23 protein-coding genes and 2 pseudogenes are annotated in these 24,878 nt (G+C 33.1%); 12 read left to right on the top strand and 13 right to left on the bottom strand.

Annotated features, from left to right (window positions below; genetic code table 11):
- Window positions 1-61: 61 nt before the first annotated feature.
- From pncB to ychF, 7 genes are all read right to left on the bottom strand, one after another.
- On the bottom strand, window positions 62-1,237 hold the full coding sequence (pncB, locus tag APR43_RS04790) for a nicotinate phosphoribosyltransferase (RefSeq protein WP_053473677.1): 1,176 nt from the start codon (window positions 1,235-1,237) through the stop codon (window positions 62-64).
- Window positions 1,238-1,316: 79 nt separating this feature from the next.
- A complete protein-coding gene (locus tag APR43_RS04785) occupies window positions 1,317-2,297 on the bottom strand; it encodes a transglutaminase domain-containing protein (protein ID WP_053473678.1) in 981 nt (326 codons plus the stop codon).
- A gap of 37 nt (window positions 2,298-2,334) precedes the next feature.
- A complete protein-coding gene (locus APR43_RS04780; RefSeq protein ID WP_053473679.1) occupies window positions 2,335-3,315 on the bottom strand; it encodes a transglutaminase domain-containing protein in 981 nt (326 codons plus the stop codon).
- The gene (locus tag APR43_RS04775) at window positions 3,316-3,840 is read right to left on the bottom strand and encodes an NADPH-dependent FMN reductase (protein ID WP_053473680.1); all 525 of its coding nucleotides are present in this window, start codon (window positions 3,838-3,840) and stop codon (window positions 3,316-3,318) included. It abuts the gene before it with no gap.
- Window positions 3,837-4,796: a YihY/virulence factor BrkB family protein gene (locus tag APR43_RS04770; protein ID WP_053473681.1), complete on the bottom strand. Its 960-nt coding sequence runs from the start codon at window positions 4,794-4,796 to the stop codon at window positions 3,837-3,839. The genes APR43_RS04775 and APR43_RS04770 overlap by 4 nt, the downstream gene beginning before the upstream one ends.
- Window positions 4,797-5,167: 371 nt before the next feature.
- Entirely contained in the window at window positions 5,168-5,845 is a 678-nt protein-coding gene (locus APR43_RS04765; RefSeq protein WP_053473682.1) for a TIGR02117 family protein, read from the bottom strand.
- Window positions 5,846-6,185: 340 nt separating this feature from the next.
- A complete protein-coding gene (gene ychF / locus APR43_RS04760) occupies window positions 6,186-7,280 on the bottom strand; it encodes a redox-regulated ATPase YchF (RefSeq protein WP_053473683.1) in 1,095 nt (364 codons plus the stop codon).
- A gap of 295 nt (window positions 7,281-7,575) precedes the next feature.
- Between ychF and APR43_RS04755 the strand changes: the two genes are divergently transcribed.
- Window positions 7,576-10,209, top strand: coding sequence for a TonB-dependent receptor (locus APR43_RS04755; RefSeq protein WP_053473767.1), 2,634 nt, complete (start codon window positions 7,576-7,578; stop codon window positions 10,207-10,209).
- 170 nt (window positions 10,210-10,379) lie between these two features.
- On the opposite strand, the gene APR43_RS04750 is transcribed toward APR43_RS04755, so the two are convergent.
- From APR43_RS04750 to APR43_RS04740, 3 genes are all read right to left on the bottom strand, one after another.
- Entirely contained in the window at window positions 10,380-11,537 is a 1,158-nt protein-coding gene (locus APR43_RS04750) for a hypothetical protein (RefSeq protein ID WP_053473684.1), read from the bottom strand.
- A 143-nt stretch (window positions 11,538-11,680) separates the two neighbouring features.
- The gene (locus tag APR43_RS04745) at window positions 11,681-12,115 is read right to left on the bottom strand and encodes a hypothetical protein (protein WP_053473685.1); all 435 of its coding nucleotides are present in this window, start codon (window positions 12,113-12,115) and stop codon (window positions 11,681-11,683) included.
- Window positions 12,105-12,455, bottom strand: a complete 351-nt coding sequence (locus tag APR43_RS04740) for a 4Fe-4S dicluster domain-containing protein (RefSeq protein WP_053473686.1) — start codon at window positions 12,453-12,455, stop codon at window positions 12,105-12,107. Before APR43_RS04740 ends, APR43_RS04745 begins: the two co-directional genes overlap by 11 nt.
- A 158-nt stretch (window positions 12,456-12,613) precedes the next feature.
- Between APR43_RS04740 and APR43_RS04735 the strand changes: the two genes are divergently transcribed.
- From APR43_RS04735 to APR43_RS04710, 6 genes are all read left to right on the top strand, one after another.
- Complete coding sequence (locus tag APR43_RS04735) at window positions 12,614-13,687, top strand: acyl-CoA reductase (RefSeq protein ID WP_053473687.1); 1,074 nt, start codon at window positions 12,614-12,616, stop codon at window positions 13,685-13,687.
- Between the two features lie 92 nt (window positions 13,688-13,779).
- Window positions 13,780-14,850, top strand: a complete 1,071-nt coding sequence (gene serC, locus APR43_RS04730; RefSeq protein ID WP_053473688.1) for a 3-phosphoserine/phosphohydroxythreonine transaminase — start codon at window positions 13,780-13,782, stop codon at window positions 14,848-14,850.
- A gap of 100 nt (window positions 14,851-14,950) precedes the next feature.
- The gene (locus APR43_RS04725; RefSeq protein ID WP_053473689.1) at window positions 14,951-15,901 is read left to right on the top strand and encodes a D-2-hydroxyacid dehydrogenase; all 951 of its coding nucleotides are present in this window, start codon (window positions 14,951-14,953) and stop codon (window positions 15,899-15,901) included.
- Window positions 15,902-16,002: 101 nt separating this feature from the next.
- On the top strand, window positions 16,003-16,566 hold the full coding sequence (locus APR43_RS04720) for a DUF937 domain-containing protein (protein WP_053473690.1): 564 nt from the start codon (window positions 16,003-16,005) through the stop codon (window positions 16,564-16,566).
- A gap of 156 nt (window positions 16,567-16,722) precedes the next feature.
- Window positions 16,723-17,160 carry a DUF6146 family protein gene (locus APR43_RS04715; protein ID WP_053473768.1) on the top strand — a complete coding sequence of 146 codons (438 nt, stop codon included), beginning with the start codon at window positions 16,723-16,725 and terminating at the stop codon, window positions 17,158-17,160.
- A gap of 30 nt (window positions 17,161-17,190) precedes the next feature.
- On the top strand, window positions 17,191-17,493 hold the full coding sequence (locus APR43_RS04710; RefSeq protein WP_053473691.1) for a DUF6787 family protein: 303 nt from the start codon (window positions 17,191-17,193) through the stop codon (window positions 17,491-17,493).
- A 2-nt stretch (window positions 17,494-17,495) separates the two neighbouring features.
- On the opposite strand, the gene APR43_RS04705 is transcribed toward APR43_RS04710, so the two are convergent.
- Window positions 17,496-17,792 carry a hypothetical protein gene (locus APR43_RS04705; protein ID WP_053473692.1) on the bottom strand — a complete coding sequence of 99 codons (297 nt, stop codon included), beginning with the start codon at window positions 17,790-17,792 and terminating at the stop codon, window positions 17,496-17,498.
- Between the two features lie 224 nt (window positions 17,793-18,016).
- Here APR43_RS04705 and APR43_RS24665 point away from each other — a divergent pair.
- Together APR43_RS24665 and APR43_RS24660 are read left to right on the top strand one after the other, a co-directional pair.
- Window positions 18,017-18,229 (top strand): annotated as a pseudogene (locus tag APR43_RS24665) (ATP-binding cassette domain-containing protein); the annotation flags it as partial.
- A gap of 216 nt (window positions 18,230-18,445) precedes the next feature.
- Window positions 18,446-18,895, top strand: a pseudogene (locus APR43_RS24660) (ABC transporter ATP-binding protein); the annotation flags it as partial.
- Here the strand turns inward: APR43_RS24660 and APR43_RS24735 are convergent.
- Window positions 18,885-19,013: a hypothetical protein gene (locus tag APR43_RS24735; RefSeq protein WP_256379824.1), complete on the bottom strand. Its 129-nt coding sequence runs from the start codon at window positions 19,011-19,013 to the stop codon at window positions 18,885-18,887. The pseudogene APR43_RS24660 and the gene APR43_RS24735 overlap by 11 nt on opposite strands.
- 24 nt (window positions 19,014-19,037) lie before the next feature.
- On the opposite strand from APR43_RS24735, the gene APR43_RS04695 reads away from it, so the two are divergent.
- Together APR43_RS04695 and APR43_RS04690 are read left to right on the top strand one after the other, a co-directional pair.
- On the top strand, window positions 19,038-19,802 hold the full coding sequence (locus APR43_RS04695; RefSeq protein ID WP_053473694.1) for a TIGR02757 family protein: 765 nt from the start codon (window positions 19,038-19,040) through the stop codon (window positions 19,800-19,802).
- A gap of 188 nt (window positions 19,803-19,990) precedes the next feature.
- Window positions 19,991-21,343 carry a DEAD/DEAH box helicase gene (locus APR43_RS04690; protein WP_053473769.1) on the top strand — a complete coding sequence of 451 codons (1,353 nt, stop codon included), beginning with the start codon at window positions 19,991-19,993 and terminating at the stop codon, window positions 21,341-21,343.
- A gap of 132 nt (window positions 21,344-21,475) precedes the next feature.
- Here the strand turns inward: APR43_RS04690 and APR43_RS04685 are convergent, their stop codons facing one another.
- The gene (locus tag APR43_RS04685) at window positions 21,476-22,588 is read right to left on the bottom strand and encodes a lactonase family protein (protein WP_053473770.1); all 1,113 of its coding nucleotides are present in this window, start codon (window positions 22,586-22,588) and stop codon (window positions 21,476-21,478) included.
- Between the two features lie 268 nt (window positions 22,589-22,856).
- Here APR43_RS04685 and APR43_RS04680 point away from each other — a divergent pair, with 268 nt between their 5' ends.
- A complete protein-coding gene (locus APR43_RS04680; protein WP_053473695.1) occupies window positions 22,857-24,785 on the top strand; it encodes a vWA domain-containing protein in 1,929 nt (642 codons plus the stop codon).
- Window positions 24,786-24,878 lie beyond the last annotated feature (93 nt).

Below are 24,878 nucleotides of genomic sequence, written 5' to 3'. Positions count from 1 at the left end.
TTGATTTTAAAAAAATATGACCGTTAAAAATATAAAAAATCAGCTATGAAACAAAAAAATACTATTTGATTCCGAGTACTTCCTTTGCCAAAGCAATCATTTCGGGCGTTCCGGTATTTTTGTTTTTTTCGTCAGAAAGTTTGACCGCTCCCTGCCAATGTGTATTATCGGGTTTCGTTTCTGTTAATTTTATCACCATATTCATGGCTGGAAGTCCAACATCATTGGTAAAATTTGTTCCGATTCCGAATGACATTTTGATTTTGTCCTGACAAAAGTCGACTATCGTTTTTACTTTTTCAAAATTTAAAGAATCTGAAAAAACAATGGCTTTCGATTTTGGATCAATTCCCATTTTGGTATAATGCGTAATTACTTTTTTGGCAAATTCAATTGGATCGCCGCTGTCATGTCGAACGCCGTCAAAAAGTTTGGAGTATTTTTTATCAAATTGATTGAAAAATATTTCTGTAGTATAAGTGTCTGTTAAGGCAATTCCGAGATCACCGCCGTAAACCTGTGTCCAATGTTCCAGACTTATGGAATTTGCCATTTTAAAACCGTATTGCGCCGCATGAAACATAAACCATTCATGTGCGTGCGTGCCTAAAGGGCGTTTGTTATTGACCATTGCAAAATGTACATTGCTGGTTCCTATAAAACTTTGCCCGCCAAAAGTTCGCAGAGTTTCATTTACCAAATTATGAACATCATAAGAATGGCGGCGTCTTGTGCCGAATTCTAAAATAGAAACGCCTAGTTTATTGTAATTATCGATTTTATCTTTTGTGAGGCTTTTTATGGCTTCGTCATTCAAGCGGATTAAATGATTTGATTTATAAAAAAGCTCCGAAATTAAAGCCATTAATGGAACTTCCCATAAAATAGTCCGATACCAAAAACCTTCAACTGTAACTTTAATTTCTGATCCTTCCTGACTAATCTGTACTTCTGACGGATCGAAACTATATCCTTGTAAAAAATCTAAATAAGTGGGATCAAGATAAGGACAGTAATGTGACAGGTAATTTTTTTCTTCTTTAGTTAAACGAAGATCTTCCAATGCATCTACAGAACGACGAAGTAAATCTGCAAAACCAGCCGGAAATTTATGCTTTCCTCGATTAATAAATCCGTATCGAACCTTTGCCTTTGGAAAAAGTCTTATTACAGCATGCTGCATTGTAAATTTATAGAAATCATTGTCTAAGATCGATTTCAAAAAAGTTGTCTCCATATCGCATTAATTCAATTCCTGAATTGCTAAGATACGGCAATATAAGGAAAGAAGAAAACTCTTTAAACAAACAACATAATTATATTTGTTTAGGTATTATTTTAAAAGCCATAAGACTTTCTCTAAATAGATAAAGAGTAATAAAACGACCGCACTTTCTGTTGTATGTAACCTGAAATTCTAATATTCCATCTTCCTCTTTTGGATTTTCAATCTGAACACGTTCTCCTTTTTTATCCAAGTAATAAAGATCGTCAATTCTTGAAAGATTTTTTATTTTAAAAGTAATTTTATCTCCATCATTTGCCTGAATCACTCCAGAGAAAGGCATCAATACCTCACAACCTTCTTTTATGAATGCACTATAGATAAGAGGGCCGTTTAAAAACGCTTCTTTATTCCCTGTATTTCCCGCATACATAGCTGACTCTGGAAAATGTTTAGCATTAAAATATTGAGGGTCCATATCAAAATAAAAAGGCTTAAAAACTTTGACCACTATCTGACGCTTTTCATCAAAATATCCTTGTCCCCAAGTCGCATCAACAAAGACCCATTTTCCATCAATCTGAACTGAATTCCAAGCGTGATTTGTTCCTAATCTCCTTCTTCCTATATCATTTAGTAAAGTTTTAGAATCACCTTTTATTACCTGACATTTTAATCCACACAATGTCGATAAATGTGCATATAATTGCGCAAAACCTTCACAAACCGCTTTCTTAGATCTAAATGCTTTTTGAGCTGTATTTGCATCTGATAATTGCATTTGTTTAGCATTCTCTGATTCATTCTTAGAAGTAAAAGTTTTTGGTTTTGGAGGATCTAAATAGGTCTCTAAATCATATTCCAAATTAAATGCAATCCAACTATAGATTGCTCTTGCTTTATCATGTTCTAAAGTAAAATCTTTTTGAATTCTCTCTGCTAATTTTTCGGTATTTCCAAAATTTGGATATTTTAATACAATGCTGTCAATTGCAGTATACTTTTGTGAATAAGTAGAATTTAGAAAAATGATATTTAGAAAAAATACAAAGAGGATTTGTTTTATTTTCATTACAACTTTTGAATTGAAATAGACTTAGTGTTATTCTTTATTTTGGAATAACTTTAAAAGAAACAATACTATTTGTGTTTACAAAAATTGTAATGTATTCGCCAATATTATTATCATACGGAATTTGAAATTCTAAACCGCCTCTTTTTTCTTTTGCGTTTTTAATCAAAACGGGCTGATTCCTTTTATTTAAATAAAGAACCTGATCTGACTTTTTTACATTTTTAATTTCAACATCAATTTTATCTCCGTATTTAGCTTCGATAATTCCGGTAGTTGGAGATTTAATTTTAAAATCGTTCTCGATTGTTTTATTATAAATTAAAGGTCCGTTAAGAAAAGCATCTTTATCTAATCTATCTCCCAAATAAGAACCGGAATCAGGGAAATGTTTAGCGAAGAAATAATCCGGATCTGTATCAAAGTAAACAGGTGAAAAGTCATTTACCATTCTGCCTTTACTATTATCAAAATAACCCTGTCCCCAAGTGACATCAATCAAACGCCATTTTCTGTCAATTAAAACAATATTCCATGCATGATTGGAAGAAGTATTTTTTCGGCCGATGTCTCTTAATGAAATTTTAGAATCTCCTCTGATAATTTCAGATTTTAAGCCTGTTAGTTCTGCTAAATGTTGATACAAAGCAGTAAATCCTTCGCAGACTGCTTTCTTCGAACTAAAGGCTTTTTGCCATAATCTGTCATTCAGTTCTTTAATTTTGCGCTGTTTTTCGGCTTCAGTAGAATAACTAAATCCCTGCGTTCTCGGCGGATTCAAAAAAGCATTGTAATCATATCTTATATTGAAGGCAATCCAGCTGTAAATTGCTCGTGCCTTGTCATAATCAGAACTGAAGTCTTCTTCAATTCTTTCCGCTAATTTTTCTGTGGTTGCAAAACTTTTTGGATATTTTGCAACGATTTTATCTACTTCATTAATTTTTTGTGCGAAAGTATAATTCAAAAAAATACTATTCAACAAAAGGAATATAATAGCAATCTTTTTTTGTGGCATTTAAAAATTTAATTTGATAATATCTTTGAGTTCTTTATCTAACTCGACGTTAGAAATTTTATTTTCTTGTAAATCAAAATTCGCGCCAAATGTTGGTAATGAAAAAGTTCCTTTAATTTCAGCTCCATATCTTGGCAAAGCATTTCGCGCAATTTCTAAAACGGAAGCGCCTCCTCTTGATCCAGGCGAAGTTGCTAATAGTAACATTGGTTTTTGCTGAAAAACTTCTTTCGTAATCCTAGAACTCCAATCGAATAAATTTTTGAATGCTGATGAATAATTATTGTTATTCTCGGCAAGAGAAACGACTAAAATATCTGCGCTGGCAAGTTTCGCAAGAAATGCTTTTGCAAGTTCGTGCTGTCCTACTTCTTTTTCAAGATCAACACTAAATAATGGCATTGCGTAATCGTTTAAATCTAAAACTTCGACATCGGCATTTTCGAATAAACCTGCCGCGTATGTGGCTAATTTTTTATTGATCGAATGCTGACTGTTACTTCCTCCAAAGGCGATAATTTTCATGGTTTTTCTTTTTGTAATTTTTCTTCTATTGGTTCTTTTTTTGTCTCGTCGATTTCGTAAATTTCTTTTGCTATTTCTACCGAGTACTCATTTGGATAAATTTTACCTCCGTAAGATTTTGCATATACTTTGGTAAATTCTGCTCCAAAATACAGAATAATTGCCGAATAATAAACCCAAACTAAAATAATTATCACAGATCCTGCAGCACCGTAAACAGAGGCCACTGTTGAACTTCCTAAATAAAAACCGATGGCAAATTTACCAATCATAAAAAGTACAGCTGTAACTCCAGATCCTATAAAAGCATCTTTCCACTTGATTTTTCCGTCTGGTAATGTTCTAAAAATAATAGCAAAAAGAGTAGTAATACTTGCCAGTACAATAACTATGTTAACTATATAAAATAAATAAACTGTACTTTCTGGAAAATAAACTTTTAAACGTGAACTAAGTAAGTCTAAGGTTGTACTTATAAAAAGACTGACCAGCATTAAAAAACCAACTGAGGCAATCATTGAGAATGACATTAAGCGGTTTTGAATAAATTTCTTAATTCCTTTGTCTGGTTTTGCACGTAATCCCCAAATAAAATTAATAGAACTTTGTATTTCGGCAAAAACTCCTGACGCTCCAATTAATAGCATTATGATTCCAAATACGGTTGCAAAAACATTATCGCCAGATAATTGCACATTTTTAATAGCTTCCTGAATTTGACTTGCTGCGCCGTTACCAACCAAACCATTAATTTGTCCGTACAATTCTCCCGTTACAGCTTCCTCTCCAAAAAAGAAACCACAGATTGTAATGATAATAATCAATAAAGGCGGCAATGCAAATATGGTATAGTATGCAAGTGCCGCACTAAGCTTAATGGCATTATCATCGTTAAATTCTAAAAAAGTGTTTTTTAGTAAAAACCATGTTTTGGAGAATATATTTTTGATTTTCATTTGCTGATTTTTTGATATTCTCTCAAATTTACGCAATAATCAAAAATTTTTGATTCTTGATTTTTAATGGAATTTTACATTTTTTCCATCTACCGATCATATATTCCTAGCGGAATATTTTTCGGCGGGTATAAAACATTGGCTACCGATATTTAATTCCTAGCGGAATTTCCTGTCCTACATAAATACCTGTTTATTACTAAACGGACAATCTCGTTAGATTTAATATTCAAACCAAAAACAGATGTATTTCTAACGGAATTTCCTGTAATGTATAAACACCTATTTATTACTAACAGAATAATCTCGTAGAGATTTAATATCGGTAACCCAAAAACTACGTACAACAATTGTCCCGTAAGGACTATACATTATTTATAATGACAAAAAATCCCTTTATCATAAACTGTCCACAAACTTGCTTTTTGATTTGCCGCTTTTAAAGCATTATTTGCCCAGGTATTACAAGTATAAAAAAGACTGTAACTTCCTTTGGCTTCATAAAAAGCATCTTTCTTTCCGTAGCTGTGGCCTTCAATCCATTCCGGATGAATTGGATCGCTGAAACTATCTGAAATATAATTAACCAGACTTTGATAATTTTCTTTTGAAATCAAAATACGTTTGCAGTCCTCACCTTCTCTTAATTGTTTAAAAAATGTAGTATGCATTGCCGATGAACTGATTCCAAATGCAGCTTTGCAGGCTGTACTTGCTTTTAAGTCTGACCACTCCGGTGTATCTAAATAAAAACCTTTATCGCCCCAGCCAAAAGCAATAAAATTCATTAACGAATCTTTTGATTGCGTTTGGTTAAACTGAATTTCGTTTCGCCAGTCTTTGATTTCATTTTTTATTGGAACGACAATATCTGTATGAACGCCATTTGAGAGAATGTAAATAGGAACTGCATTTTGCTCTTCGACCTGAGCAACATCTGAATTGACGGTAATTTTAGAAATCAGATAAACGGATCCTACATAAAGGACAAGAAAACTAAAGATTCCGATAAGTGTCCATTTTAAAATTTTGAAAGTTTTTTTTAGCATTTTGATTGGCTTATTTTAGATTAGTAATTGGTAATTTTTCTGTAACCAATTTTTGAGCCAAAAAATTTCTGTGCTGTAAATGGCACACGGATTTTACGGATTCGCTTTCGCGAAAGCGCAGATTTAAACGGATTTTTTATTCTCATTTTTGTCAGGCTGAGCGAAGTCGAAGCCCACGCAAAGATTAGCAATACTATATGGAGCTTCTTACGTGGGCTTCGACTTCGCTCAGCCTGACAGTAGTGAACTCAAGTTTTTTAAACATAAAAAAACTGCTGAATTTCTCCAGCAGTTTTAGTCTATTCTCTATAATCTTTATTCTATTCTCTAGAAAAAAAGATTAAACGTTAAAACGGAAATGCATTACATCACCATCTTTTACAACATATTCTTTTCCTTCAACTTTGAATTTTCCAGCTTCTTTAGCTTTTGCTTCAGAACCGTATTGAACGTAATCTTCGTATGAAATAACTTCGGCACGGATGAAACCTTTTTCAAAATCGGTATGGATAACTCCTGCTGCTTGCGGTGCAGTTGCTCCAATATTGATTGTCCAAGCACGAACTTCTTTTACTCCTGCTGTAAAATACGTTTGCTGCTTTAATAATTTATAAGCTGCACGAATTAAAACTGACGCTCCCGGCTCTGTTAATCCCATATCTTCAAGGAAAACCTGACGCTCTTCGTAACTTTCTAATTCTGTAATATCAGCTTCTGCTCCTACAGAAAGAATGATAACTTCTGCATCTTCATCTTTTACTAATTCACGAACCTGATCTACATATTTATTTCCGTTTACTGCTGAATTTTCGTCAACATTACAAACGTATAAAACTGGTTTTGCAGTAATTAATTGAAAAGATTCCATTAGAACTTCTTCGTCATTACCTTGAGGAGTAATTGTGCGAGCTGATTTAGCTTGTAATAATGCTTCTCTAATTCTGTCTAAAAGTGCTTTTTCAGTTTGCGCTTCTTTATTTCCTGTCTTTGCAGCACGATTTACTTTTTCTAAACGTTTTTCAACTGTTTCTAAATCTTTTAACTGCAATTCGATATCGATAGTTTCTTTGTCACGAATTGGGTTTACGTTTCCGTCAACGTGAACAATATTATCATTATCAAAACAACGTAAAACGTGAATGATAGCATTACACTCTCTAATGTTTCCTAAAAACTGGTTTCCAAGACCTTCACCTTTGCTTGCTCCTTTTACCAAACCTGCAATATCTACGATATCTACAGTTGCCATTTGTACGCGTTCTGGTTTTACCAATTCTTCTAATTTGTTGATTCTCGGATCCGGAACGTTTACAACACCAATATTAGGTTCGATTGTACAAAACGGAAAGTTCGCACTCTGCGCTTTTGCATTAGATAAACAATTAAATAATGTTGATTTTCCAACATTTGGTAATCCTACAATTCCTGCTTTCATCTGTTGTTTCTATTTATTTTATTGGGCTTTGAACTTATCAAAGTCCCACCATTAACTCTCTTTTTTAATGGATTATGATTTACGTGAGTTTTTTTTGTTTCTGCCAAAATGATATTTTTTGGCTTTAAAATTTTGCAAATATAAGATTTAATACCTCGTAAGCGAAGTAAAAATGTGCATTAATATAATTTTAGGGTAATTCTTAAAAATTTTTAAACTTATTATTAAGTTTTTGTTAAAAAATATTACTTTTATAAAAGTAATCAACAAAAAACCAAACAAAAAACCAACAACCATGAAAAAGATTGCATTATTTTTATTACTGCTGAATTCAGCGTTTCTTTTTGCTCAAAAAGAAGTCTCGGGCGTCGTTAAGGATAAAACCGGAACACCGCTTCCCGGTGTTAATATTGTAGAAAAAGGAACTTCGAATGGTGTTTCTACCGATTTTGAAGGTGGTTATAAAATCAAAGTTAAAGAAGGCGCTACTCTTGTTTTTAGCTACGTAGGCTTTGGAACTGTCGAAAAATCAGCTTCGGGCGATAAAGTAGATGTAACTTTAGACGAAAGCGGCGGTCAGGTTTTGAGCGATGTAGTCGTAACAGGTTCCAGAAGTACTAAAAGAACTGTTGTAAATTCTGCCGTTCCTATTGATGTTATTAATGTAAAAGATGTTACAACTCAAAGTGGAAAAATTGAAATCAATCAGTTACTGCAATATGTTGCTCCATCTTTTAATGCTAACAAACAATCTGGATCTGATGGTGCTGACCACGTCGATCCTGCTTCTTTAAGAGGTATGGGACCAGACCAGACTTTGGTTTTAATTAACGGAAAAAGAAGGCACCAATCGTCTTTAATCAATTTATTTGGAACAAGAGGACGTGGAAATACAGGAACTGACTTAAATGCAATTCCGGCAGCTTCTATTAAAAGAATTGAAATTTTGCGTGACGGTGCTTCTGCCCAATACGGTTCTGATGCCATTGCCGGAGTTATCAATATTATTACAAATGATAATGTAAACGAACTTACAGGATCTGTAACTTATGGTGTTTTTAATACGAATGCAAAAGGTGATTTCCTTCCTGGAACGCCAAACACGAAAGGATACCGATTAGATAAAGACGGAAACGGAAATTCATACGGAAAAGATCAGGATTTTGACGGAGGTTCTGTTAGAGTTGCCGCTAATTATGGTGTTGCATTAGGAACTAAAGGCGGATATGCAAACTTTACAGGAGAGTTTATAAATAAAAATAAAACTTTAAGACCTGCTTATGATTTTAGAAAAGGTTTTGGTGATGCCGAAATGCAAGGGGTAAATTTGTTTGCCAATTTTGGTGTTCCAATTGCTGACAAAACTGAATTTTATGCTTTTGGAGGAAGTAATTTTAGAGATACAGATGCGTATGCTTTTACCAGAAATGATGGTGAAAGAGTTGTAGAGTCTGTTTATCCGGGTGGTTATACGCCAAGAATTACATCAAAAATTAATGATAATTCAATCGCTGCGGGAATCAAGACTGAATCTGGTGGGGGATGGAAATTTGATTTAAGTAATACTTTCGGAAAAAATAAATTCCAATATGATATTAAAGGAACTATAAATGCTTCTCTTGAAGAAAAATCTCCACATGAATTTGACGCTGGAGGACATAGTTTGCTTCAAAACACTACCAATTTTGATATTTCTAAAAATTACGACAGTGTTCTTAGCGGTTTCAACATCGCTTTTGGAACTGAATTTAGAGTAGAGAAATTTGAAATTTTTGCTGGAGAAGAAGGTTCTTACACTACTTATGATACTAATGGAGTGCCAATTACGGATCCAACAACTCAAAGTGCCCCAATTGATCCTATTTCAGGGAATCCAAGACCGGGAAGTTCTCAAGGTTTTCCAGGTTACAGCCCTGCAAATGAAGTTAACGAAAGCCGCACGAACTTCTCTTTGTATGCTGATGGAGAGTTAGACGTAACTAAAGCTTTTATGGTAAACGCAGCGGTCCGTTTTGAAAATTACAGCGATTTTGGAAGTACCGTAAACGGAAAATTAGCTTCGAGATTAAAACTTGGTGATCACTTTAACTTAAGAGGTTCTGTGAGTACAGGTTTCCGTGCGCCTTCTTTAGCTCAAATTTATTATAACTTACGTTTTACAAACTTTAATGCAAGTGGAGCAACGGAGGTTTTACTGGCACCAAATGACAGCGAAATTACAAGAGCTTTTGGTATTGGTAAATTAAATGAAGAAAAAGCTGTAAATGCTTCTTTAGGTTTCACAGCTTCTTTTGGAGATTTTACTGCAACGGTTGATGGTTATTATATTAAAGTAAAAGATCGTATTGTGCTTACAGGATATTTTGACGCAAGTGCTTTAAATCTTGGAGTTTCTGAAGCGCAGTTTTTTGCTAACGGAGTTGATACAAGTACACACGGTCTGGATTTAGTTTTATCATGGAAAAAAACGTATGATTTTGGAACTTTTGGAGCAACATTAGTTGGAAACATCAACGATATGAAAATTGACAAAGTGAAAAATGGCGATTTAGATGAAGCTACTTTCTTCGGAAAACGCGAGAAAGCATTCTTATTAGCTTCTGCACCAGACAATAAATTTGGTTTAAACTTAAATTATTCAAAAAGTAAGTTTGATGCAGGTTTAGCTTTTACTCGTTTCAGCAAAGTGGTTTTGGTTGATTATGCTGATGAAGATGATGTTTACAACCCAAGATTAGTTACCGATTTAACTGTAGGTTATCAATTTACAAAAAGTTTAAAATTAAGCCTTGGAAGCAACAACTTGTTTAATGTTTATCCAACAAAACAAGACGAACAAGGAAATACTGAAGCTGGTGGATATTGGGATGCTGTACAAATGGGTTTCAGCGGAGCTTATTACTATGCAAGACTTGGGTTTAATTTCTAAAAGAAAAAAGGCTTCGACTTCGCTCAGCCTGACAATACTAAAAACAAAAAATCCTGAACAATAGTTCAGGATTTTTTTTATACTAATAAAATAAGCCACAAACAGCTCACTCTTTACTCTTTACTCTTTACTCTTTACTCTTTACTCTTTACTCTTTACTCTTTACTCTCTCACAATTTATAATCCAAAGAAGCAATAATCGCCTTTTCTTCATCAGTTGCAACAAATCCTGAAATATCCCAGTAATTAGTCAATATTTTATTTCTTTTATTAAAAAGTGATTTCTCTTTAAACACATCACTTTCTTTATACGTAAAATTTTGTCTGTTGAAATTTGTCGTAATAAAACTATTGCGAACCTGAATTTTCTTTACCTGATCTTTCAAAATAAGATTATAAGCTATTTCTTCATTTGAGCTCAATAAATAATAATTCTCTCCATCTATCCTATAATCAACATTAATAAATGATCTTGTAATATTTTTAGAATTCACATCGGCCTTTTCTTCAAGTTTATCAAGATTCTGCGGTGTAATATCGATTTTAAACTCAATAATCAGTTTCTTTTCAGGATCATAAATAATCTCAAAATTATCAACAGCCTCTTTTGCTTTATCCAAAGGCGTAATATACATTACATAATAATCCTTATTTTTAGCATGACCGCGGATAATAAAATCATATTCTTTTTTTGCTTTCGGATCTAAAAGCGGATCAAAATATTTAAAATCATTATAATTTTTCATGATATTATTCAAATCATACCCTCTTAAATCTGCGCTTACATCTGTTTCCAGCAAGCCATAAGATCTGTTTTGTTCTACCAAAAGTGTTGTCGAAGGACTTCCTGAAAATTGAAAATTAACCAATCCGTCATTAAAATAAGAATATTTGTTATCCAGCATAAAAAACTCCCTTACGTAGACTTTTAATCTGTAAGATGATGCCAGTTTTTTTGATGAATTATCTACAAGTTTTTGAAGTACTTTTTGTGGAGACTGCTTAGAAAGAACAATTTCATCTAGTTTGTTGTTATTACTTTTTAGATAAACAATAAATTTTTGATCTCCGTTTAAAGATGTCCAGCGTACCGTCAGAGTTTCATAATTGGTTTCTGATACCTGTACATTAGAACCTCCTGTAAGCATAAAAGTAACTTTACCTTCTTTATTGCTGGATAATATTTGTTTTGTTTTTAGAATAACAACTGTGGCATTTTCAATAGGAAGCTGTGTTTCTATATCTTTTACTACAATAGAATATTGTTCTTCCTGCGAAAAAACTGTCAAACCAAATAAAACAAAAAATAAAAGTATGATTTTCCTCATATGCTTATTAAATTTTCACCTAAAGTATTAAATTTTTATTAAAAAAATAAGCACTAAAATATAAAATATTATAAACCAACGCAATAACTTTTTAACATTCCGAATAAAGCAAAAAAAATCCCGAGTTTGAGCTCGGGATTTTATTATTTGATAAAGTTTTTTATGTATCCGTAAATAAACAAAAAAGCTAGTAAGCAAACTATTAATTCATTAAAATCAATCCAATAATAAAAAAGGCTGTAAATCTTGTTTTCGTATTCGTCTTCCTTATTTTCTAAAATCGTTACTTTTTCATTTAGCTCAAAATTAGTCACCAGTCTCAATTCTCCCTGATCATATCTAATTGTGTCATTATCTTTATAGTATTCTACTTCAGTAATATTTCTATTAATTAATACTGGCCCTCCTCTTCCGGCCGTATGTGAAGATGTTATATTGCGAATACCAATTATTTTACCTTCGTAAAAATTGTATTTATCAAGATTTTCTACTTTAAGAAATATAAATCCGCTATAAACTATAAATAAAGAGAACGTTATTGAATTATTTATTATATACTGACGGAGTTTACTCGCCATGTAAAAACGCTTGTCTGTTCAACAAGGTTTCTTCATCTTCTACGTGATTATCATCCGGAACACAACAGTCAACAGGACAAACAGCAGCACATTGAGGTTCGTCATGAAAACCTTTACACTCTGTACATTTTCCGGGAACGATATAATAAATCTCATCAGAAATTGGAGTTTGTGCATCATCAGCATCAACCTCAGTTCCGTCAGGTAAAATAACAGTTCCTTTTAAGCTTGTTCCGTCTTTATATCTCCAATCATCTGCTCCTTCATATATTGCTGTATTTGGGCACTCTGGTTCGCAAGCCCCACAGTTTATGCATTCGTCAGTTATAATAATTGCCATCTTTTTATTTTTCTTAAAGTTAAAATTCTAAAGTCTTAAAGTAAAATAAAGTACATCAAAGACATTTCTCCCTTTTGACTTTAAGACTTTTGACTTTCGACTTAATTATGCTTATTTTTGTGCAAAATTACAATCAAAACAATTCATAAACAAACATTATGACATTAGAAACAAAAAAAAGTGTTTTTGTTGAATTAGGAAAATTTCTAAGTCAGTTTTCAGAAGAACATTCTGTACAAAAATCTGACGTTTTATATAACGATATCTTTTTTGATGATTTCGAAAAACTAATCCATTTATCACAATCTCATAATGGCTGGTACACGCCGGAACAAGTATATTTTGCAATAAAATCGTGGGCAGATGCATTGACAGAAGAAAACCTAAACAAATGGGTTTCTCAATATTCTTCCGAATTTGCTCAAAATGACAAAAAGGAAAAAACAGTTGCTTTAATCTTAGCAGGAAATATTCCACTAGTTGGTTTTCATGATTTTCTATCTGTTTTAATTACCGGAAACAAAGCATTAGTAAAAACATCCTCAAACGATCAGCATTTACTGCCATTTCTAGCGAAGTATTTAATTGCTGTTGATGAAAACCTAAAAGATAAAATCACTTTCGTTGATGGAAAACTGGAAAATTTTGATACTGTAATTGCAACCGGAAGCAACAACACAGCTCGTTATTTTGAATATTATTTTAAAGATAAACCTTCGATCATCCGAAAAAACAGAAATTCAGCTGCTGTTTTAAACGGAAAAGAAACACACGAACAATTAGAAGCTCTTGGTGAAGATATTTTTAGATATTTTGGTTTAGGATGCCGAAATGTATCTAAACTTTTTGTTCCGAAAGGCTATTCATTTGATGCTTTTTTTCAGGCTATTTTTAAATATCAGGACGTAATTCATTATGAAAAATACGCTAATAATTACGATTACAACAAAGCGGTTTTCTTAATGAGTAATTTCAAATTATTAGATAACGGATTTTTGACTTTAAAAGAAGATTCGAGCTACGCCTCGCCTATTTCGAGCGTTTTCTATGAATATTATGAAAATCTCGAAGATTTAAAATCGCGCCTGGAAACCGATGCAGAGCAAATTCAATGCATTGTAAGCAGCGATTTAACAGAAAATAGTGTTGCATTTGGTCAAACCCAAAATCCTCAATTGTGGGATTATGCAGATAACGTTGATACTATAACGTTTTTGTTAACAACAAAGTAAAAAAATGTTTAATTATTTCGAATTATTTATCGCTTTTTCAGCTCCTATTGCCGAAATTTGCGTTTTTAAAATTTCGACTATTAACAACAACCATGAAAAAACACAACTACAGCGCAGGACCAAGTATTTTACCTCAGGAAGTTTTTGAGAAGGCATCAAAAGCAATTTTAAATTTTAATGATTCAGGATTATCAATTCTTGAAATCTCGCACCGAAGCAAAGATTTTGTTGCTGTTATGGATGAAGCTCGTTCGCTGGCTTTAGAATTATTAGGACTTGAAGGAAAAGGATATCAGGCTTTGTTTTTACAAGGTGGTGCAAGTACTGCATTCTTGATGGCTCCTTATAACTTATTGAAAGAAAACGGAAAAGCAGCTTATTTAGATTCAGGAACGTGGGCAACTGCGGCTATTAAAGAAGCAAAACTTTTTGGAGAAACTATTGTTGTAGCTTCTTCAAAAGATGATAATTATACACATATTCCAAAAGGTTACGAAATACCAAGTGATGCTGATTATTTTCACTGTACAAGTAACAATACCATCTTTGGAACTCAAATGCAGGAATTCCCGTCGACAAACATTCCGGTTGTATGCGACATGAGTTCTGATATTTTTTCTCGTCAATTAGACTTCTCTAAATTTGATTTAATCTATGCCGGGGCTCAAAAAAATATGGGACCTGCAGGAACTACTCTTGTTGTAGTTAAAGAAGAAATTTTAGGTAAAAACGGAAGAACAATTCCTAGTATGTTAGATTATGCTAAACATATCAAAGCAGAAAGTATGTACAATACGCCGCCTGTTTTTTCAGTATATGTTTCATTATTGACTTTACAATGGATTAAAGAAAAAGGCGGAATCGCTGCTGTTGAAAAATTAAACAACGCAAAAGCAGATTTACTTTATGCTGAAATCGACAGAAACCCATTATTTAAAGGTGCTGCTGCGGTAGAAGATCGTTCTAAAATGAATGTTACTTTCTTATTAAACAACCCGGATCATACAGAAACTTTTGATGCTTTATGGAAAGCTGCAAATATTTCTGGATTGCCAGGACACCGTTCTGTGGGTGGTTACAGAGCTTCTATTTACAACGCTATGCCTATCGAAAGTGTTCTGGTTTTAGTTGATGTAATGAAAGCTTTAGAGTCTAAAGTTTAGTTCTCAGTCTCAGTTTACAATACCAAAAAGAAAAACCCAATATACTTGGTTCATCGATTAGACAATTAAACGATGAACCAAATAAACAAAATATCACACAATGAAAGTATTAGCAAATGACGGAATTTCTAAAAGTGGAATTCTAGCCTTAGAAAAAGGTGGATTTGAAGTTATAACTACAAAAGTAGCTCAGGAACAAGTAGCTAACTTTATCAATGAAAATAATGTAGACGTAATTTTAGTGCGCAGTGCCACTAAAGTTCGTAAAGATATTATCGACGCTTGTCCTGGTATCAAAATCATCGGTCGCGGTGGTGTTGGTATGGATAATATCGATGTTGATTATGCTAAAAGCAAAGGAATTCATGTAATTAATACTCCGGCTTCATCTTCAGAATCTGTTGCTGAATTGGTATTTGGACACTTATTTTCTGGTGTTCGTTTCTTGCATGACTCAAATAGAAATATGCCTCTTGAAGGAGATTCAAACTTTGACGGTTTGAAAAAAGCATACGCAAACGGAGTTGAATTAAGAGGAAAAACTTTAGGAATTGTTGGTATTGGTCGTATCGGACAAGCTACTGCAAAAATGGCTCTTGGTTTAGGAATGAAAGTTATCGCTGCAGATAGTTTTATTCCTCAGGTAGATGTAAAAGTGGAATTTTTCGACGGACAGTCTATTACAACTACAATTGTTTCTCAATCTTTAGAATCTTTATTTAAAGAGTCTGATTTTATTACATTACACGTTCCTGCTCAGGATGGTTACATCATTGGTGAAAAAGAATTTGAACTTTTAAAAGACGGAGTTGGAATCGTAAACTGTGCTCGTGGAGGTGTTATTGATGAAGTAGCTTTAGTAAAAGCTTTAGACTCAGGAAAAGTTGCTTTTGCAGGTTTAGACGTTTTTGAAAGCGAACCAAAACCAGAAATGACAATCTTAATGCACCCTAAAATTTCATTGACGCCGCACATTGGAGCTGCAACTGGAGAAGCACAAGACAGAATTGGTACAGAATTAGCTTCACAAATTATTACTTTGTTAAGCTAGTAATTAAAAAATAGATTATCTTTAAAGGGATTTACTACTAATTTGTAGTAAATCCCTTTCTTTTTTATTAATTTTGGCGTGTAATTTAAACTCTAAATATTATGTTTGAACAATTAACCCAATTAGTACAACAATACGGAGGCGATGCTGTTGTAAATAACAATGCTGTCCCAAATGAGCATAACGAAGCCGTAATAAACGAAACAAGCAATTCTATTTTTGAAGGCTTAAAAAAGATTGCTTCAGAAGGCGGAGGTGAACAATTAGCCGGTTTATTTAATGGAAACTCTCCTATCGATAATTCAAATCCTGTCGTACAGCAAATCTCGCAGCAATTGTCTGGAAGTTTGGGAGAAAAATTTGGTTTAAGCAGTGCAGATTCTTCTGGTGTAGCTTCAAACTTAATTCCGCAGATTTTAGGTTCATTAGTAAATAAAGCAAAAGATCCAAATGACAGCAGTTTTCAGATTTCTGACATCATCAATTCGATTTCAGGAAACAGCGGACAAGCATCTGGAATTATGGATACCATTTCAAAATACGGAACTCAATTTGGCCTTGACCAAAACAACGACGGAAAACTAGACGTTCAAGATGTACTTGTAGTTACCAAGAGCAAAGGCGGTATCGCCGGGTTTATTGGGAAATTGTTTGGAAGTAAATAAGTCTAGGTATAAAGGTTCAAAGACCTTAAGAAAAATTCTAAAAACTGATTACAAAATTGTAATCAGTTTTTATTTTTTATAAGTAAGAAGTTAAACCTTTGTTACTTTGAACCTTTGCCTCTGTGAACCTTAAAAAAAATTCGTAACTTTATGGTTATGAAAAAGTGTATTTCCATATTAATTATAGCACTGACAATAATTGCCTGCTCTACGACTTCAAAAAATATTGTAAGTGCAGACACTCCTGCTACAAACAAAAAAATAAGCGATACCGTTAGAATTGCAAACGATTCTCTTGAATATGAAGTAATAATTATCGATAACGGTTTTAGTACCTGGCTTCAATCAAGAGCTTATCCTAGAAATTACCATTCATTGGCATATCTTGAAAACAAAAATAACTTGTATGTAACCGAGTGGAACAGCCGCGTTTTGCAGCCACAGCGTTACAGTCCGGATTTGTACGAAATGTCGATTAACTATCGTCCTGACATTCATTACGGATACGAAGTAAACTACTTAATTTACAATTACATGATTTATTTTCAAAATACTTACAAACAAAAACTTTGGGGGTATGTTCCTTCAAGATAATTACTATATTTGTAATCATTACAAATAGCAATGAATAAATTAAAAGAACGCTGGGGAATCACCTCAAATTTACAAGCCATTATAATACTTACCGTTTTTGCCATCACAGGATCGGCTTCTGCCTGGCTGTCTAAACCATTTTGCGTTTGGCTGGGAATAACCAAAGAAGATTTTGGAGGCTGGTTTACCTTAATTCGCCTGCTAATAATTTTCCCTATTTATCAGGTTTTATTAGTTGCAATAGGAACTGTGTTTGGGCAGTTTAAATTCTTTTGGAACTTCGAAAAGAAAATGCTCAAAAACATGGGATTAGGATTTTTATTCAAAAACTAAATTTATTCTCTTACTCTCTCACTCGAAAAGAAATAAGTATAAATCCAGGTCAGTGTAAAAGAAGGAATAATATCCGTAAACGGAATTACTTCTTCAATAAAAGTTAAAACGCTGGCAACCTTTCCTACTCTGCCTTTATACATTCTGGTCATAATTATAGCCGCGATTGGCGCCCAAATTACATCTGAAAATTCACCAAGAAGCGGAATCGAAAAAGAAATCATACCAATTCCGTCCAAAATTAAACCAATAATTAATTTTGACATTCTATTGTCGTCTACAACTTTTAGGTCTTGCATTTTAAGTTTGATTTGAGTTTGTTCCGAAATTAAAAATAATTCATCAAATTCATTTTATTTGAATATTAAATTTAATTTCAAAATTTCCATATCAAGAAACGAGCCGATTTTTAAATTTTAGATTTTAGAATGCAGATTTTAGATTTTTTGGAATTTGGAATTTAAGATATTGGAATTTGATTCTAACCATAATCTTCGTTTCTTTGTAAAAACAGTTTCACTAAATGATACACGCAAAAAACATACATAAATTCTACGACAAACTTGAAGTTTTAAAAGGAGTTGATTTACATATTAAGAAAGGCGAAATTGTTTCGATTGTTGGAGCTTCCGGTGCCGGAAAAACGACTTTACTACAAATCCTTGGAACTCTTGATACACCCGAAAGAAACTCAGAATCATCTTTAACTATTAATGGTGAAAATATTTTGAAGCTGCAGGATGTTGAAAATGATAATTCAAAAGAAGAAAAAACATTTAAAATTGTAACCTGGTCTGGCTCAATTTATATTATACTATTAGTAGTTTTTTTATTGTTTTTTAGAACAAAAATCTTAGATGAAACACTACGAGCAACAACAATTAGTATATTGTGTTTACCAATACTTTTAATGTTTATTTACTACAACAGGTATTTTAAAAAGAAAAGCAAACAGGACAAAATATTATCTGAATTTAGAAATTTAAATCTCGGATTCATTTTCCAGTTTCACCAATTATTACCGGAGTTCACAGCTTTAGAAAATGTTTGCATTCCTGCATTTATGGCCAATAAACCAAAAGTACAAACCGAAAAAGAGGCTAAAAAAATATTAGAATATTTAGGTTTATCACACAGAATTCATCACAAACCAAACGAACTTTCGGGCGGAGAACAGCAGCGTGTTGCCGTTGCAAGAGCCTTAATCAACAAACCCGACGTGATTTTTGCCGATGAACCATCTGGAAATCTTGATACACATTCTGCCGAAAATTTACATCAATTATTTTTCCAGCTTCGTGACGAATTTGGACAGACTTTTGTAATTGTAACCCACAACGAAGAATTAGCCAATATGGCCGACAGAAAATTAATTATGGTCGACGGTCAAATTAGTAATTAATATTTATAGGAGCTATTCCCTGCTGTCCGCTATATTCCCGATAAACAAAAACTACGGCTAAAAAGCCTTGTTTTTCTAAATCGGGAGATGCCGCTCCCATCAGGGCTAGGACACTCAAATAAACAAGAACATTTCATTTCAAATGAATCAAAAAGAACTCAAAGAATTTCTCGACGAAAAAGTCATTCAATATAACAATCAGGATTTTATCGAAAGTGATCCTGTGCAGATTCCGCATTTGTTTTCTCAAAAAGAAGATATCGAAATTGCAGGATTCTTAAGCGCATCAATTGCTTGGGGAAATCGTAAAATGATTATCAAGAATTCGCATAAAATGATGGAATTAATGGGCAATACGCCTTATGATTTCGTCATGTCGCATTCCGAAGATAATTTAGCTGACTTAGAAAACTTCGTTCACCGAACTTTCAACGGAAAAGATTTCGGCGGATTCATTAAAGGTTTACAGCACATTTACAAAAACCACAACGGACTAGAAGCTGTTTTTGCCAAAAATCAGGAAAAAGACAGTCTGCAGAAAAGCATAAGCGAGTTCAAAAAGATCTTTTTCGAAATCAATCATTTGCCGCGAACTCAAAAACATATTTCAGATCCGGTGAATAATTCTGCTGCAAAACGCATCAACATGTATTTACGCTGGATGGTTCGCCAAGATACAAAAGGTGTCGATTTAGGAATTTGGAAAACAATTTCTCCTTCCGCATTATCTTGTCCGCTTGATGTTCACTCAGGAAATGTTGCCCGTAAACTAGGAATTCTTTCGCGAAAGCAAAATGATGCAAAAGCTTTACTGGAATTAGATACACAACTTCGTAAAATGGACGCTGCAGATCCTGTAAAATACGATTTTGCTTTATTTGGTTTAGGTGTTTTTGAAGGGTTTTAGAATTTAAAATCGTAGATTTTATTTGAGTTTTACGCTGTCAGGCTGAGCGAAGTCGAAGCCCTCATTCCAATTGGAATGCTCTTCGACTTCGCTCAGAGGGACAATCTAAGTAACAATACAACATCTAAAATTACAAAATCAACAAAAAACCATCATTTTAACGTACATTTGCACAAAATTTAATGCAAATGAGCACTTTCGAAAAATTCAATCTCCCAAAATCATTACAAAAAGCTGTTGACGAATTAGGCTTTGTTACGCCTACTCCTATTCAGGAAAAATCTTTCTCTGTAATCATGTCTGGACGCGATATGATGGGAATTGCGCAAACCGGAACCGGTAAAACATTTGCCTATTTACTGCCTCTTTTAAAGCTTTATAAGTTTACTAATACCAATACACCAAAAATTGTTGTACTTGTTCCAACCCGTGAATTAGTTGTTCAGGTTGTTGAAGAAGTGGAGAAATTAACCACATACATGTCGGTTAAAACATTGGGTATTTATGGAGGTGTAAACATCAATACACAAAAAAAAGCCGTTTACGAAGGTGTCGACATTTTAGTTGGAACTCCGGGTCGTACAATGGATCTAGCACTTGACGCTGTTGTTCGTTTTGATGAAACTCAAAAGTTAGTAATCGACGAATTTGACGAAATGCTGAATCTAGGTTTCAGACCACAGCTGACTTCACTTTTAGCAATGATGAAAACCAAACGTCAAAATATATTATTCTCTGCAACAATGACAGATGAAGTTGATGATATATTAAACGATTATTTTGATTTCCCTGAAGAAGTTACACTTGCAGCATCTGGAACGCCGCTTGAAAAAATCACTCAGGTTACATACAACGTTCCAAATTTTAATACAAAAGTAAATCTGTTAAAACATTTATTGCAGAATGACGAAAGCATGGATCGTGTTTTGGTTTTCGTAAACAATAAAAAGATTTCGGATATGCTTCACACACGCATTGAAGAAGATTTTGAAGGTCAGTTTGGTGTAATTCACTCGAATAAATCTCAAAACTACCGTTTGAGCACAATGGCCGAATTTCAGGAAGGAAATCTTCGCGGATTAATTACAACTGATATTATGGCGAGAGGTTTGGATATTTCTAATATCTCGCACGTAATTAACTTCGAACTTCCGGAAGAACCAGAATTATACATGCACAGAATTGGTCGTACAGGACGTGCAGACGCAACGGGAACGGCGATTAGTTTTGTAACTCCAAGAGAAGAGGAATTTAAAATTGAAGTCGAAGTTTTAATGAACCAGGAACTTGATATTACTGATTTTCCTGAAGAAGTTGAAGTTTCTACAAAATTAATCGAGCCTGAAAAAGACAAACAGCCTATTAAGTTTTTAATGAAAAAAGTGAAACTTGAAGGAGAAGGAGCTTTTCATGAAAAATCTAAAAAGAACAAAAAAGTCAATTTAGGAGGCCCTTCAAAAACAAAAAAGAAAACCCACGGTTCTGTCAATCGAAATATGTTGAAAACGAGAGATAAGAAGAGGAAAGACAACAATAAATAAATTTTTAGATTCTAAGGTTCTAAGTTACTAAGATTCTAAGTTTTTTTTTAAAATTAAAAAGGCTCAATAATACAAGTATTATTGAGCCTTTTATCTTAGTGTCTTAGCATCTTAGAACCTTAGCAACTTAGATTAAATTTTCGTAAAAACCAACCCTACAGGCGAACACAATTGAATTCTTTTTCCTGTATCTGTAATTTTTCCTGTTGCGATATCTCTTTTAAAAATAACAATGTCATTTGTATATTGATGACCAACTAAAAGGTAATTTCCTGTTGGGTCAATAGAAAAATCTCTTGGGCCTTTTCCTAAAGTGCTTTGCTGCTCTACTAATTCAATACTTCCGTTTTTAAGGATTTTATATACTGAAATTGCATTAGCATCTACACGATCAGAAACATATAAAAAGTTTCCGTCAGGTGAGATTTTTATGGCTGCTGCGCCAGTTCCGCCTTTAAAACCTTTTGGTAAAATGCTGGTTTCGGCAATTACTTTTAAACTTCCGGCTTTATCGTAGCTAAAAGTTGTCAGCGTACCATCTAATTCCTGAACTAAATAAACAAATTTTCCGTCTTTGCTAAAAGTCAAATGTCTTGGCCCGCTTCCCGGTTTAACATCAACACTTCCTTTTAAAGTCAGAATTTCGTTTTTAGAAGCAGGATTGTATTTGTAAATAAACACTTTATCTAAACCTAAATCATTAGAAAGTACAAACTTTTTATCTGGAGAAAAAACCACCATGTGCACATGCGCTTTTTCCTGACGCGCCGCGTTTGGTCCTTTTCCTTCGTGCTGAATCAATTGCTGTACTTCAGAAATACTTCCATCTGTATTCTTTTTATAAACTACTATATTTCCGCCTGAATAATTGGCAACAATTACATTTTTATCATCATTTATCAAGTGGCAAGGATCTGCTCCCAACGCATCATTTTTATTCAAAAAATTAATTTTTCCAGATGCAGAATCATATCCAAATGCACTTACCGTACTTTGTGTCCCGTTCTCGTTTACTGCATAAATAAATTTATTATCTGCCGAAACCGATAAATAACTCGGACTCACTACATTTTCAGAAGAGCTTTTAAGTTTAAACTCGCCCGAATTTGTATCAAATTCATAAACATAAATTCCGTTACTCTGGCATGTATTCGTATAAGTTCCAACTAAAAGGTTAAATTTATTTTGAGCTTTTGCAGTGGTTAATGCGAAAGCTGAAAATAATATTAGAGATATTTTTTTCATAGTTTGTTTTTTTGAATACGCTAAAATACGCAATAATATCTTTTAGATCATTACAAATAAAACCAGAAAAGTTACATTTTTCAAAAAGGTTTTTCACCATATAAGTTATATAAGTTCATTTAATAAAAACGTATTACCTCCTGCTTATAATCTCTTATATAACTTATATGGTTTAACTAAATATTGCCTATCTGGTTTAATTAAAAATTTGTATTTTTGACCAGCATCTTCGTGAAAAATAAAAGTAGCGAAGTAAATCGAAGCCAGAATGCACTTTAAACATCCCGAAATTCTATACTTTCTTTTTTTATTGATTGTTCCAATTTTGGTTCACTTATTTCAATTACGAAGATTTAAAACCTCTTATTTTACCAATGTTCGTTTCCTAAAAGAACTGGCAATTCAGACTCGTAAAAGCTCAAAAATCAAAAAACGATTATTGCTTGCTACTCGTCTTTTATTGCTTACGTGTGCTATTATAGCTTTTGCACAGCCTTTTTTTGAAGCCAAAGACAGCAAGAATGCTTCAAACGAAATGTATATTATTTTAGATAATTCGTTTAGTATGCAGGCAAAAGGCAAAAAAGGAGAATTGCTAAAACGTGCCGTTCAGGAATTACTGGAAAACACGCCCGAAACCGCTCAATTTTCATTGCTGACAAACACAGAAAATTATTGGAATACCGATATAAAATCATCCAAAACTGCTTTACAGAATTTAAAATACAGTGCAACGCCTTTTGAACTTTCGTCGATTATGGCAAAAGTAAAAGCGCATAAATCGGCACATAAAAAAGATATTGTCATTATTTCTGATGCCGTTGGTTTAACTGAAAATGATATTAAAAACATTGATTCTGAAGAAAAACCCTATTTCATAATTCCGGAAGCCGAACAGAAAAACAACGTTTCTATTGACAGCGTTTACATCAATCAGACTTTAGAAAATTTCTACGAAATAAGCGTTAATCTTTCAGGTTACGGTGAAGATTTTAAACCAATTTCGACTGCTTTATACAATCAAAATAAACTGATTGCCAAAACAATCATCAATTTTGATGCGAAGAAAAAGAAAATCAACTTCACAATTCCAAAAGAAGCTTTTCACGGATATGTTTCTATCGAAGACCATGGTTTAACTTATGATAACAAGTTGTTTTTCAGCATTTCTAAAAACAAAAAAACAAATGTAATCAGCATTGGTGAACCTGAAAAGAGTAATTTCTTATCAAGGATTTACACTTCTGCCGAATTCAATTATAACAATTACTCCATCAGTTCTTTAGATTATAATAGTTTAGAAAAACAAAATACAATAATCTTAAACGAATTAGTTGAAATTCCGCAGGCTTTGCAAACAACATTAAAAGCGTTTGTTTCTAAAGGCGGAAATTTAGTTGTGATTCCTTCTGAAAAAAGTTCAATTTCAAATTTAAATTCCTTTTTAGGGAATTTTGGAAAAATTCAGTTTAATACCCTTAAAACAGAAAGTAAACTAATTACCAAAATCAATTTTGATCATCCATTATTTTCGGGAGTTTTTGAGAATAAAATTACGAATTTCCAATATCCAAAAACAAACAGTTCATTTGATATTTCAAGCCCCTATCCGGCGGTTTTATCTTATGAAGATCAAAGTACATTTGTAACGGCAATTCAAAATCCGACGGCTGGAATTACTATATTTTCGGCACCAATAAATGCCGCGAATTCAAACTTTCAGCAATCACCTTTAATTGTTCCGTTGTTTTATAAAATGGCGCAGAACAATCAAAAAACAGGTGTAAATGCTTTAACAATTGGCAATAATCAACCTTATTTTGTTGATGTTTTGCTGACGAAAGATGCAATTCTGGAAGTAAAAGGAATAGAAGATTCGTTTATTCCTATTCAGCAGATTTTGAATAATAAAGTCAAATTAACATTTAATGATTTCCCGGAAACAGCTGGAAATTACAGCATTTTTGACAAAAAAGAATGGGTTGAAAATTTGAGTTTCAATTACAAAAGAACCGAAAGCGATTTGAGTCAGGTAAACACAAACGTAGTTTCTGATTTTAAAACCGCCGATACGATTTCGACCATTTTTAACACCTTACAAACTGAGCGAACTGACAGCCAAATTTGGAAATGGTTTGTTATCTTTGCACTGTTGTTTTTAGCATTAGAAATGGCGATTATAAAATTCGTGAAGTAATTTTTTTACCATTAAGACATTAAGAATATTAAGTTTTTCCTTTATTAACTTCATTTCTTAATGGTTCAGAAAATTAAGTTTTAATGTTTTAAA

This window comes from Flavobacterium sp. NLM, assembly GCF_002210235.1.
Lineage (GTDB): Bacteria > Bacteroidota > Bacteroidia > Flavobacteriales > Flavobacteriaceae > Flavobacterium > Flavobacterium panici.
Note: the sequence above shows the minus strand (reverse complement) of the source record. Positions and strands in the feature narration are given on the sequence as shown.